The 12927-nt window shown below is 64.5% G+C and carries 9 protein-coding genes; 1 reads left to right on the top strand and 8 read right to left on the bottom strand.

Features of this window, described 5'->3' with window-relative positions; translation table 11 throughout:
• Positions 1–29: 29 nt before the first annotated feature.
• From ACLBXO_RS01970 to ACLBXO_RS01935, 8 genes are all read right to left on the bottom strand, one after another.
• A complete protein-coding gene (locus ACLBXO_RS01970; protein ID WP_447684325.1) occupies positions 30–1241 on the bottom strand; it encodes a DUF2235 domain-containing protein in 1212 nt (403 codons plus the stop codon).
• 4 nt (positions 1242–1245) lie between these two features.
• A complete protein-coding gene (locus ACLBXO_RS01965; protein WP_447684324.1) occupies positions 1246–1686 on the bottom strand; it encodes a DUF6527 family protein in 441 nt (146 codons plus the stop codon).
• Positions 1686–2861, bottom strand: a complete 1176-nt coding sequence (locus tag ACLBXO_RS01960) for a ThiF family adenylyltransferase (protein ID WP_447684323.1) — start codon at positions 2859–2861, stop codon at positions 1686–1688. Before ACLBXO_RS01960 ends, ACLBXO_RS01965 begins: the two co-directional genes overlap by 1 nt.
• On the bottom strand, positions 2836–3579 hold the full coding sequence (locus ACLBXO_RS01955; RefSeq protein WP_447684322.1) for a multiubiquitin domain-containing protein: 744 nt from the start codon (positions 3577–3579) through the stop codon (positions 2836–2838). The genes ACLBXO_RS01960 and ACLBXO_RS01955 overlap by 26 nt, the downstream gene beginning before the upstream one ends.
• A gap of 101 nt (positions 3580–3680) precedes the next feature.
• The gene (locus ACLBXO_RS01950) at positions 3681–7088 is read right to left on the bottom strand and encodes a UvrD-helicase domain-containing protein (RefSeq protein ID WP_447684321.1); all 3408 of its coding nucleotides are present in this window, start codon (positions 7086–7088) and stop codon (positions 3681–3683) included.
• 2 nt (positions 7089–7090) lie between these two features.
• The gene (locus tag ACLBXO_RS01945) at positions 7091–7672 is read right to left on the bottom strand and encodes a hypothetical protein (protein WP_447684320.1); all 582 of its coding nucleotides are present in this window, start codon (positions 7670–7672) and stop codon (positions 7091–7093) included.
• Positions 7669–8397: an RNA polymerase sigma factor gene (locus ACLBXO_RS01940; protein WP_447684319.1), complete on the bottom strand. Its 729-nt coding sequence runs from the start codon at positions 8395–8397 to the stop codon at positions 7669–7671. Before ACLBXO_RS01940 ends, ACLBXO_RS01945 begins: the two co-directional genes overlap by 4 nt.
• A 710-nt stretch (positions 8398–9107) precedes the next feature.
• Positions 9108–9374, bottom strand: a complete 267-nt coding sequence (locus ACLBXO_RS01935; protein ID WP_447684318.1) for a hypothetical protein — start codon at positions 9372–9374, stop codon at positions 9108–9110.
• Between the two features lie 434 nt (positions 9375–9808).
• Between ACLBXO_RS01935 and ACLBXO_RS01930 the strand changes: the two genes are divergently transcribed.
• Positions 9809–12922: a DUF499 domain-containing protein gene (locus ACLBXO_RS01930; protein ID WP_447684317.1), complete on the top strand. Its 3114-nt coding sequence runs from the start codon at positions 9809–9811 to the stop codon at positions 12920–12922.
• Positions 12923–12927: the final 5 nt, after the last annotated feature.

Here is a 12927-nt window from a genome sequence, read left to right as displayed (position 1 = left end):
TTGTTTGGCCTCATAATGTTCCAGCTGTCCTAAGCCGCCACCTCGTGCGACGGTTCGTGGGTCAGGACGGGCCAAGTGAGAGCCGCTGGGTCGACGCTGTAGCGCCGGGCCCAGTCAGCCAAATTCTGCGGCCGATAGGCTGCATCGGCGCGCCAGCGGTCGAACACGGACGCATCAATGGTTTCGTTGACGATCTCGTCGTGCCCGCCTGGGAACAGCCGCGGCGGTTCACCGATGATCCGGAAGAATGGGTGGTTGAGCTTCGCCTTGGCATAGAGGCCCCAGGCGAACTCACGAAAGCTGTCTGAGATAGCCGCGCGCAGCATATCAGCGCCCGGCTCGACGGTGCCGCGGAACGCGAGGCCGTGCCCTTCGGCCTTCTGCATCAGCCATTGAAGCGGCCTCTGGGCGAGGAGATCGCTGCGGCAGCCGCCGCCGACATTGGCATGCGCGCCGACGAACCAGCGCTGCTCGACGCTCGCGATCGTACGGGGAGCGGCCAACTCATTGGCCGGGACGCCGTCGCGAATTTTCTTCGTCCACAGCGTCGGCGCGAATGCCTGGCGGTGCTCATCGACCGCGACCGCATGGTAGGCATTCTCCAGCGGCACGCGTAGTCCGGTATGTAGAAACTTGAAGCCGGACCGGCTGAGGCCGGGTATGTTCCCGAAGGGTATGCCGAGCGCGCCGACGGTGTCCCAGACACCGACCATCTTGATCGGCACGGGCATCGCGTCGGCTAGCATCCACCGCTCTTCCAAGCCGAGCTTCGCCGCGACCGGCGCGGGCATCTCGGCGAGTTGGCGGATTGTGGGAACGGCGTCGTCTTTCCGATAGCGCTCGAACAACTGTGCCACGCCGAGCGCCGCTCCGGGGCGGAGAAGCCCGCATTTGGCGATGAAGCCGGCGAGGCTGCGCGCGGTGTAGACCCCGCGGCTGAACCCGAAGATGAAGATCTCGTCGCCGGGTTCGTAAGCCTCCACGAGCCATTCGTAGGCCTCGGTGATCGCCCGGTCGAGGCCATAGCCCAGCATGCCGCCACGGACCTTCTCGCCGAAGTTCGTGCCGACGCCTTTGCTATAGTAGACGACCTGGCGCGCGCCATCGTTGCTGCGCGCCGCGCAGAGTGCCTTCAGCCGCCACACGTTCGTGTTGTCGCCGACGGTGTTCCACGTCCCATCGAGAAACAGGGCCACGCGCTTACGCGTTTGCCCGCCCGTCTCGCTACCCGGGTTCGACATGGGTCTATCTCCCCATTCCAAAGAAGCGTTTGATCCGGCCTAGCAGACCGGGAGATGCGGGCGTGGGCACCAGAGGCGGTACGACCGGCGGCTTCTGCTCGGGCGTGTCGTAGAACCGCGCCCTGGCAGCCCGATCCCGGGCTTGCTCCGCCGTGACCTGCTCCGGGGACCAGGGACCGGCCTCGATCACACGCCCGCGCTTCACCACGTAATGCGACCTGCAGGGCTGCTGCCAGTTTCCGACTGACGGGCTGAGAGAGATCGTGTCGCCGTCGAAGGTCATGGACCAGTCGGTCGGCGTGAACGGTGTCACGACCTCCTCGCCGCAGCCGCAGCAGCAGCGGTGTGCGGCGGTGGCGTAGGCCATCGACACGTAGAGGATCCCCGGCTCCAGCTTCTCGGGGAGGTTCTCGACGAAGCGATGCTCTAATTGCTTATGGCGCATCAGGGCTTCTCCTCGTTGAGCAGGAGGTTGCCGTCCGTCGTGTAAGTGCTGTGCAGCTCCCCCTCGAGGTCGCGGTAGAAGCCCCGGAGCTTCTTCCATTTGACAACCGCCATGATGGCGTTGAGCGCGTTCAGGTCGGCGACCTGGATGTTGGAGGCGTACACGTCGTCGGCCCCGCCGCCGGCGAACGAGACGTGGCGACGGATCCGATCCCGTGCGTTGGGCGTGCTTGCCGTGACGCGCAGGATGCCGCCGAGCGTACCGTCGGTCAGATCGAGGCCCATGCCGCAATCGATGAACGACGCGCCGATCGCTTCGAGTTTCTCCACAACGAGGCGCTTGGCCTCGCCCGCGTCGAGGCAGAGGAACGCGAAGGTGACGCCGTCGAGCAGTGCGAGGTTGGCCGCGGTGATCGGGACCGAATGCGGAACAATCCCGCGCCGCATCCGCCCATAGATCCCTGCCAGGTAGTCGACCTTCTTAGGTGCCTCGCGCAGTTCCTCGATCGACGGTGCTCCCGGTGCACGGAACGCGTTGTGCTGGAGGAACTCGTCTCCATCGATGAGCCGGATCTCGCGCACCGGCGTCTTGGCGATGAGGTCGAGCACGTAGCCACCCGATCCGCCGAGGCCGATGATCGCGATGATCTCCGGCTCCAGTCGCCCGGTCAGCGCGCCGATCCCTACCCGATCGGAGGCTGTCTCCGTGTAGTTGAAGACACTCTCCTCATCCGGCTCCGGGGTGCGAAACACGCGCGGGGTCGCACTGGCGTCCAGCGTCATCGCCGGCCCAGAGAGGATGCGCGCGTAGGTCGTCATCTTCTCATAGTGGTCAGCGTAGAAGCCGACATCCGGCTTGCTTGAGAAGGCATGCTGCGTTGTGAGGCCGTGGCCTAGGTCCTGGCGAACGCTCTGGTGGGCGATAGCCTGGATTGGCCTCCCCTCGGCTGTGCACGGATATGCGCCGTCGAACATCATGACGTGCGTGTTCGGCCGGATCGTCACGTCACCGGCGAGGGTGAGGGTCGAGATCAGCGTGCCTCGGCGGACGCGGCACGCGTTGTCGACGTAGGGGACCTCGCGCATCACGAGGTACCCGCCGACGATCTGCACGAAGTAGCCCTCCTCGCGCAGGCGGGCGAGGTCAGGACTAGCTCTGAACAGTGCGCGTGACATTGAACGTCGTCCCCTTCTTCACGTTCACGGCACCGCCCGCCGCCAGTTCGCCCGCAGCAGGCGTCGCAGCCGCGTGGCGGTAGGTCATGGTGAAGACGACGTTGGGCTGTGCCTGCCCGGGGAAGGCGATCGCGACGATCTCCTCGAACGTGACGCGGGTTCCCGGCACAGTGCGGGCGCGGGCGTTCACGATGATTTCGGTTTCGACCGGCGGCTTGGGCGCGACGATGAAACGTTCGACCCCGGGGCCGGACAGATCGAACGCGGTGTCCGGGTCGATCAGTCGGTCGCTGCCGCCGGGCACATCGAGAAAGACCCCGTCATCCGGTCCGGGATCCGCAAGGATGTAGAGGTCGGCCCCGTCGATATGCGTCCGGCCCCACATGATGCGGGCCTCCCGGACGATGAAGGGAAACAGCACGCCCGTGCGGAAGGCGACGAAGCGCTCCACACCGCGGTGGCGGAGGTTGTACTCCTCGTGGGGGCGCACGTCCTCGAAGTCGCCGCTCGGCAGGATGGCGAAGAGGCTGAATTCCTCGGCCGGGTGCAGTCCGGCCTCTGCGAGGATCTGCTGCCCGAGCGGGACCGGATCCTTCAGGAAGAGATCCTTGAACTGCAGGTCCTCGAAGGCGAAGGCCACCCGGTGAGCGCCGTGGTGTTCGGCTCGATGTCCGTGGCCGTGCGGGCCCCCTTCACCGTATTTCTCATGATCAAGCACGACGTCGTATCCTTGTCTCGGCCGGACGGTGTCCGGCTCTCAAGCTTGGATCGACGGTGGTCTGGCGGACCGGTAAGCGGCCCGCAGAAATTTTTGAGAACTCAGCGCCTGCGGCGTGTCAGCAGTCCGTCCGGCAGGGGGCCGCAGACGAAGAAGGCGGGGCATCGGGGGCAGGTCCGCTGCGACTGAACTGCCGGAAAGTTGCCGGCGCGGATACCGCCGAGCACCTGCGCGAGCTTGGCCCGGCGGTTGCGCAGCACGGTCTGAGACATGATGACCGGGCGTTCCACGCCGTCTGCGAGGTGGATCAACTCGACGATGACGCCTGGGAACGCCTGCTGCGCCGCCAGTAGGAGCGCGGCCGCGCCAATGTCGTCATTCTCCTTTGAGCTTTTGTGTCCCGTGCGCACCCGCCGGAACCGGCGTTGCCCGTCAGCGTGCATCAGCAAGTCATCGGCGCGTACGACGACGGTATCGCCGTCGATGTCGAAGGCGATGTCAACCGGCTGCTCTGGAACATGGCCGTGGCGGGTGGAGAGGAAGTACGTGACGAGCGGGACGGCGAGGTCTCGATAGGCTTGGTGGTCGGGCCCGGCGATATCGTGGGCCACGAACGCGGCGGTCAGCGCGATCTCGAGGGCGGCGGCTTCGCCGGTCTCCGGTGCCTCGATCACGGCCTCGACGACCGTGCGGACAGCCTCGTGCATCCGCATGTACGCGGATTCGGTGCGACGGCCTCCGATCCGCAGGACATGCGTGTAGAAGAAGCGGCGCGGGCAGGCCTCGTAGAGGGCGAGCTGCGCGCCCGAGAACGACATCCCGCCCTCGAAGGCGAGCTCGACGGGCGCGCTGTGCACGCTTGCTGGAACGGTCAGTGCCGGCGCGACGTGGCGGCGCTCGAGGCCCTTGCCGAGCCTGTCGAGGAAGGGCGATAGCGGGCGGGCGGTGCCGTTGGATTTCTTGGTCGGGGCGTAGGCGATGAGGCGGTCGCGCGCCCGGGACACGGCGACGTAGAACAGGCACTCCTGCTCCTCGGCGTGTGCTGCTTGGTGAGCCGCAATCCCGCTCTCACGCGCACCCGCGATCATCCCGTCTGGCGGTGGACAGGCTGGCGTACCGGCTGCGCGAGGCAGAGTATCGCCGTTCATACCCGGCAGGTGGACGATGTCGAATTCCAGCCCCTTGGCGGCGTGGATCGTCATCAGGCGAACCCCGTCGAGCTGCTGCGCCGCGGCGGGCAATTGGCGCAGGTCTCGATCGTCGCGCAGGCGCACGAGCCGCCTTATGCGGTCGAGCACGAGCGCGATCCGATGAGGCCCCGGGGCGCTTGGCTGCGCGCGCAGGAAATTCATGAGCTGCCATATCGCGATCCCGGCGCTTCGTTGCGCAACATCGGTGGCGGCAGTGAACTCAGCCGCCCGCCGCGTGCGATCAAGCAGCACTGTGGCCAGCACGACCCACGGATCAGACGATCCATCAAACCCTTCGGCGATGGCCGCCAGCGTACATAGGGCATCACGAGCCGGAGCCGTCAGCCCTGCCGGACTGAAGGCTGCGCTCGACCAAGCTCCAGGAAGAAGCTCAACATCGCGAAGGTGATCGAGGACGACGACGAGATCCGCCATCGTCAGCCGGTGATCGGGTCCGCATGCCGCGCGAACTAGACCCATCGCGCGAGGGTCACAGAGAAGTGACAGAAACGCCAGCAGATCCCTAACTTCGGGACGCTCGAACAGGCTGCCGAGGTAGAGGACCGGAACGCCGAGCAGCTCCAGATTCCGTCCCAGATCGGCGAGTGCCTCGTTTCCGGTGCAGAGCACGGCTTGATCGGCGTAGCGGTATCCCGCGCGGCACATCTCGGCGATCGCCTCAGCCACGGCCGGGGCTTGCTGCTCTTTGTGATCGACCGTGCGTAACTGGAGGTTCGTTCCCCCGTCACCCCGGTCGGGATGCAGCGTGCTCTCGCCCGCGACAGCCATGCCTGCGCCGAAGCTGGAAAACCCTCTGACGACTTCCCCGAAAGAGCGGTAGTTCGTGGTCAACCTGCCATGCTTCCCGCCTGGAAAATCCTCGGAGCCGAAGCGAGCCATGTTGAACGACGAGGCACCCCGGAACCGATAGATCGACTGGCGCACGTCACCGACGGCCCACAAGCCTTGTCCGTCCCCGCACAGAGCCGTCAGCAGCCGGACACTCGCGCGGTTCACATCTTGGTATTCGTCGATGAGCACGTGACGGTAGCGCGCGCGCAATGCGGCGCGGAGGCCTGCGTCCGCCTCGAGTAGGCACACTGGTTCGGCTACTAGATCGCCAAAGTCGAGGCGGCCGCGTTCATGCTTGAGGTCCTCGTACAAGGCGTAGACGCGGGCCACTTCGGCCGCCCGGGCAGCCTCCTTCGCTTTCGCGTCGTCTCCGTTGGCCGCGTCGCTCATTGCCCGGGCAAGCGCAGCATAGGTTGTTGCATCCACGACCTCGTCTTGCGCGCGTGAGATCGCCGCGAGGATGTCGGAGATGATCGCGGTCGGATCGTACAGATTGCGATAGTGCGTGAGGTTGAGGGCGGCGAAGCGGTTCTCAAGGAGTTCGACCGCCTCGGCGCGGTCGATCATCTCGGGGGGCCGATCCCGGTTTGCTGGGTCGACCCGCCGTAGCAGGTCAAGTCCGAACGCATGGAAGGTCCCGATTGTCATCGCGGCCGCAGCGCTGGCATCGACGCCCGCGATCCGCTCGGCCATCTCGCCCGCCGCCTTGTTCGAGTACGTCAGGACCAGGATCGAGCGAGGGTCGATGTCGTCCTCTAGAAGTCCCGCGACACGGTTGGTCAGCGTCTGCGTCTTGCCGGTGCCGGGGCCGGCCTCCAGCAGGTAGGGTCCGCCGCGGTGGGCAGCCGCGTCGATCTGCGCCTTATTAGGCTTTTTGGGACGAACCGGACGCGTGCGCGCTGGCGTTGTTTCCGGTTCGACCTTAGGCAGGAGCAGAGCGTCCAAGAGCTGCGGTGCGACGACCTCGAACGGCGCGCCGAAGTGCGCCGCGATCTGCGTGGCTGTCAGACCTTGCGCGACATGCATGTCGCGCAGCACCGGCCGCGGCAGGAGTAATTCGCGGGCGAACAGGTCCATCTGGACTTCGCGCCGCTGCCTGCGGCTGTAATCAACCCTGTCCGGCCCGATCGGCGCAGGCTCTGATGAGCGGGCTGGGTCGACTACGGTCCCGTCCGTTGGATCTCGCCTGTCGCCGAGTTCGGCATGGCCGATCTCGTGCGCGACGAGAAAGGCACGCTCAAAGTCTGTCCCGCGCTTCTCGTGGACGATCAGGTCGTCCTTCGGGATAAGCGTAGCCCGCCCGCCATCGAGGATGGCTGCACCGGGCTTGGTTGGTTCGACGTCCAAGCCGCGCAGGTCGGCAATCGCGACCGCGAACGCATAGGGGTGGCATGGGTCGTGGCCTGCGGCGACGGCGCTCGCGTGCAGGGCGGCGGCAGATCGTCGTGCGAGTTCGACCGCGTCCACGTTCAGTCGCGGCCGGCGAGGAGGTCCGAGATTCGCGCCGGCTCGATGTCGGCGTCGATGAGGATCTGTTCGAACGACACCTGCTCTGTGACCGTGGGCTGAGTGTCGGCCTTGTAGCTACGTCCAAATGCGACGCCGGGCGGCGTAGCAAGAGTCGCAAGGAGTGCTTCAGTCCCAGCCCCGAGCGCTGTGGCCAATCGCTCGATGAATCGTCGCGGTACGGTCTTGAGAATCACCCTGCGCTCGCGGAAGGCGGTCACGACTTGCCGCGGCACAGAAAGAATTCGTGCGACCTCCCTCAGTTGCGTCGGGGAACGGTCAGCGAAAGGGTCAACGACCGGTTCAGAGACGGCATCGCGTAGTCTGGCCCACGAGGCATCGGTCAAGGCGACCTCGTCCGGGCTTGGCGGATTGTTGTCATCATCGATCGGTCGGACAAGCTCGCGATATAGGGAAATCAGCGCCGCCGCATGCTCCGGGTGGCGTTGGACGTACCGAGCTAGTGCGGTCACGTCGCTCTCCGCCTCCAGGGCAAAAGCATCCAGTATGTCGTCGAGATCGGGCGTCTCAGCTGGTCGGCTCACGACGCGTCCTCCTGCGTCAGTAACCGGCGCAGCGATTCGAGCGCTCTGTCGCGCCGATTTCGAACCGTCTTCTCTGCGAGCCCGGTCGCTCGCACGATGGATTCGACATTCGGATCTTTCGATTCGATCGGCATTCCCCTGTGCACGAGCATCTCAACGATCTCTCTTTGTTCCGGTGGCAATCTGTTGATCGCTGCGTCGAGTTCAGACCGGTAATCCGTCGCGTATTTCGTCGCGATCGTGAACGGATCGGACGCTTCAGCGGCCTCCTCCACATTCGCGAGAACGTCTCCTGTTTCCTCATGGAACAGGGGCTTGGCCTTGCGCTCCTCACGCGTCACGGCGCGTTCCGCGCTATCACGGAGCCGCGCGATGGCAGACGCGAAGCGTACCTCGTAAAAATCAAGGCGTTCCTCGTAGGCCTGCCCGTCGGCTGCCAGCAGATCTGTGAAGCGATCCAGGACGTAATCTCTGACGCGTAGGCTGTGGGCTAAAGCGGTTTTACCGTCCGCCGCCTCTGCTCGCGGCATTTGCTTCAGCAGCCGCCTGACCAGGATTTTATGGAGCTGCTCACTGAGTGCCAGCGCTCTCGCGCCATATGCGCGCCGTAGGAAATAAAGAACGCACTCCGAGCGAACATAGTTGGGATTACTGCTGGGCAGGTTGCAGGTCCAAATGAGATCGGGATCACCGAGTTTGGTGAGTGAACCGATCCGGGATTCCACCTCCGGATCACGCTCGTAGGGTCGCCCGTCCAGACGCCGCTTGCGTAGCGGCGTGAGAGCCCCGCCTCCGACTGCCATTTTCTTGCTTCGCTGGCTCGATCCGCCCTCTAGCCGCAACTGCTACGTTAGGTTGAGTCGCTCCGCAACAGGCTACTGCCTCACGTGTGCGCCATCTGTTGGCGCGGACTTTCTCGGCGCGGAAGCATGCGACGGATGCAAGGGGCGTCCTCGAACTTCATGCCCCAGCACTGATGCGGCTTGGTTGTTCGAGGAACGCGTCGAGTTCAGGGTCGATCTCGACTTAATCGAAACGCCGGGGCAAAAAGCCCTTATTTATCAACGGCGCTTGTGTGGCTGTGACAAATTATGCTGAGATCGAGGTCAAGAACGCACCCAAAAACGACAATCTATGGTGTGCCTCACGAGAGAGTGGCGGAGAGGGGGTCCGAACAACTAATCAATTAAACACTTGATTATAAGAGTTTTTTTAATTGTCGCTCGAATTTACCCCAGCATTTGCCCCAGCAGATCGACGGTGCGAGCTTCCGTTTCCTCGCTCAAGGCACGGAGGCGACGCGACGCTCCTCCTCGAACTGCCGTAGCGCCAAGACGTCCTTGTAAAGGGCGCGCCTGTGAGAGCCGACCTTGCGGTAAGGCAATCGGGCGGCGTCCATGCGGTGGTAAATCACGGGCCTCGAGCCCCCTAGGACCTACGCGACGGCCTCTCGCGACAGCTCGGTTTCCCTCGAGCCCAGCATGACCTCTTCGGCCTCGGCGAGGCGGGTCAAGGCGGCCTCAAGCGCTTGCATCGCCGACGCGGTCAGTGAGCCGAACGTCTCGCCAGAGAAGCCACACAGCGTCAGAACACCCGCCTTGAGAGCGCCGTCGGTTCGGAACCTGCGGATCTCCAGAGAGAGGCGGGCATTCGGCTCGCGGTCTGCTTCGGTGGACGCAATGACTGCCGCGGCCTCCGGCATGACAGCCCCATCAAATATCTGAAATAATTGTAAGTTTTCCGGGATAAGTGGCAAGTCAGCGCCCCGGCACGGCGGCCGGGCAGCAGGGTCACCTCGGCAGTACGCCCTATGTGGTGGCAGCCCCACACTCTCGATGAACGACGTTTGGAGCGGCTCCAAAAAAGCTAAGCTGGATTGTCAAATCGGTTCGCCAATGGGACCAACAATCTGGATAGCCGGATTGCCGACATGGTCCTCATACCCGACGAAAGCAGGCAGGTGCCCCGTCCAGACTGCCGAAGGCCCCTGTACGTGCACCTGCCGCCGAACCTGATTGTCAGCCTCAAGAAGGCTGCTCTCGACGAGAGCCGGCCTGTCTACGCTTTGGTCGAGGAAGCTGTGACGCATCTGCTGTATGCACGACGTGAAGCTGCGGCTCTGGGAGGAAAGAAGTAGTGGCCATTCAGAGCGTAAGGCAGCTTTGCGAAGTCAGCGACATCGTCTCGAAGGACGGCCTGGTCGATCAGATCGCCAATCTGGATGACCTGCACAAGGGCAAGATAGATCCAGATGCCTTCTTCCGGCGCAACCATTTCACCGAGGGTCTGAGCGCGCTCGTCCGGAACGGCTTCGACCGTCTCTCCGGCAGGACCGGAGACGGTGCGTTCTACCTCTCTCAGTCGATGGGCGGCGGCAAAACGCACTCCCTCATTGCCTTCGCCCTGCTCGCCCAGGATGACGGCCTTCGCCATCGCATCATCCCGAACATCGCGCCAACCGCGACCTTCGGCTCGGCGAAGGTCGTCATCTTCAACGGCCACCAGAACCCCTCGAACTTCCTCTGGGGCGAGATCGCCGACCGTTTGGGCCGTCCAGGGGCGATGGCGCGTTTCTGGAAGGATGGCGCCAAAACGCCGGGCGTCGACGATTGGGTGGCTACGCTCGGCGACGGCCCCGTGCTGATCCTGCTGGACGAGCTCCCGAGCTACCTGCAGATGGCCGAGGGGCAGGCCGTCGGCAACTCGACGCTCGCCGACATTACCATCGGCGCCTTGGAGCGTCTCTTCAATGCCCTGTCGCAGCTTCCACGGGCCTGCGTGGTCGTCACGAACCTCATCGACGACGTCTTCGCCGAGGGCTCAGGCAAGCTGAAGACCCTAATCAACACGCTGAACAAGCAGTACGGCAAGTACGCCCAAGCCATCACGCCGGTGCAGCAGAACTCCGGCGAAGTCTTCCAGATCATCAGGAAGAAGCTCTTCGACAAGCTGCCTGATGGCGACGTCATCGACGAGATCGCGCAGGTCTACGTCGACGAGCTCAACCGCGCCAAGAAGGTCGACGACGTCCCGTCCATACCGGAGAGCTTCATCGCCCGGATACGCGAGACGTACCCCTTCCACCCATCCATCCGGGACATCGTTGCCCGGTTCAAGGAGAACCCTGGCTACCAGCAGACCCGGGCCCTCATCCGCATCCTGAGACTCGCCGTCCGGAATGCCTGGACTTCCACCGACTCGATCTTCCTCATCGGGTTGCAGCACCTCGACCTGAACCATCCCGGGACGGTTGAGGAAATCCGCAAGATTAATAATCACTACACGAATGCCATCTCTAAAGACATCGCCGACCGGGGCAACGCCCTGGCCGAGCAGGTCGACGCCGGAGAGGGCTCGTCCACCGCGTCGTCTATCGCCAAGCTGATCCTAATGTCCTCGCTGTCGACGGCCGAGCAGCCCATCCTCGGGCTGAGGCGATCAGAGGTCATCGAGTGCCTGATCGACCCGCTCACCCGGACACCGGCCATCTCGTCCGCCTTGGACAAGCTGTCGGGCAACGCCGAGTACCTGTTCAAGGGACCAGACGAGCGGATCTACTTCGGCCAGACGGCCAACGTGGTCTCCGAGATCAACAACACCGCCACCAGTCTGGCGGAGGAGGTTGTAGACCAGGAGCTGCGCAACAAGCTCGGGGACGTGTTCGAGCCGAAGACGAAGGCGCTATACAACAGGAACCTGGCCATCCTGCCTTCGCTCGACGAGATCAAGGTCGGCGACGAGGACGTCACCCTCGTCATCGTGGAGCGACCGGCGCAGAGCCTACCCCCGCCGCTCGTGGAGTGGTGGGAGAAGCTCGACCGGCAGAACCGTGTCCTGATCCTAACGGCCGACCTGAACTCGCTGGGCTCATTGCGCACCATCGCCCGCCAGATGCGCGCCATCTCCATCGTGGAGAAAGCCATCGCGTCCAGGCACGGCAAGGAGTCGAGCCAGATGCGCGAGGTCGAGGGCATCAAGGCGCGCGCCGCCAATAGCTTCACCTCCGCCGTCCGCGAGACGTTCACCACCCTCGTGTTCCCCACGGACAAGGGCCTGCGCGACTACGGCCAATTCCGCATGGAGTTCGACAACAACGACTACCGGGGCGAGGAGCAGATCCTCAAGACGCTCGAAGCCCGCGGGAAGTTCTACCCGGCCGGCAAAATCGAGACCGAGATCTCCACGCTGCGCGAGGAGGCGGAGCACGAGCTTTTCGACGCCGACGCCGTGCAGCGCGTGGAGCTCAGGCGCAAGGCGGCTGCCAAGAAGGGCTGGTACTGGCTCGCCTCAGGCGGCCTCGATCACCTTATCACCGAGAGCGTGCGCACGAAGCACTGGCGCGAGCGCAACGGCCTCATCGAGAAGAAGTACGACCGGCTCACCGCCGTCACGGTCCGCTTGGAAGGGTCCTTGGACGCTGCCCTGGAGAAGGGCGTTTACAAGCTCATCGTGACCCCCGAGGAGGCGGACACGGTCTACGCCTCCGCGACCGGGCAGCCTGACCCAACGGTTTCCGGGAAAGTCTCCGGGCGGAGCTACGAGACCAGCGCGACCAAGGTTTGGTTCCTGCCCGTGGACAGCCGGGGCGAGGCGAAGACGGGGCCTGCCGTTGAGTGGCTCGCACCGGTCAAGCTCGCCGCGCACGCCGCGTCAACCTCCTCCGGGACCACCATCGACTGGACGGTCGTGCCCCGGTCCGCCGAGGTTCGCGCGTCGTTCGACGGCTCCGACCCGATGCATGGCCATGTGGTCACCGCCCCACTTTCGGTGCCGGCGACCGCGAAGGAGGTCAGGCTCGTGCCGGTGGTTGACGGTCGCTCCGGGGAGGAGGTTCGTGTCGGGTTGGGCGGCGGCAGGGACGCGCCACCGCGACCTAGGGAGATCCGCGAGGATCGCCCGCTCCTGCTGCGCCATCAGCTTCGTTTCGACTCCATCACCCGCCTCACCGACGCGATGACGGCCCTGCAGGCTGCCACTGGCGCGGTCGTGCGCGGCGGTCAGATCGAGATTGGGGCCGAGGAAGGCGACGTGTTCGCCGACATCACCTTCGGCGAGGGCGTCTCGATGTCGGCAGATGCGGTCTCGGCGGTCATCTCGTCGGTGGCCCAGTCTGGTGGATTCACCGCGACCCGGGCCAACGCGAGCTTCAACGAGACCCGGTTCGCCACGGGCAAGGACTACAAGTTGTTCGCCGACGCCGTGGGGCTCGATTTCGAGACCATGAAGTGGGCGCAGGATGAAGGCGTCTGAGGGGT

This window comes from Methylobacterium sp. C33D, assembly GCF_053345825.1.
Note: the sequence above shows the minus strand (reverse complement) of the source record. Positions and strands in the feature narration are given on the sequence as shown.

Coding starts and splice junctions, on each gene's coding strand:
- ACLBXO_RS01965 (WP_447684324.1), bottom strand. CDS start 1,686: ATGCGCCATAAGCAATTAGAGCATCGCTTCGTCGAGAACCTCCCCGAG.
- ACLBXO_RS01960 (WP_447684323.1), bottom strand. CDS start 2,861: ATGTCACGCGCACTGTTCAGAGCTAGTCCTGACCTCGCCCGCCTGCGC.
- ACLBXO_RS01970 (WP_447684325.1), bottom strand. CDS start 1,241: ATGTCGAACCCGGGTAGCGAGACGGGCGGGCAAACGCGTAAGCGCGTG.
- ACLBXO_RS01935 (WP_447684318.1), bottom strand. CDS start 9,374: ATGCCGGAGGCCGCGGCAGTCATTGCGTCCACCGAAGCAGACCGCGAG.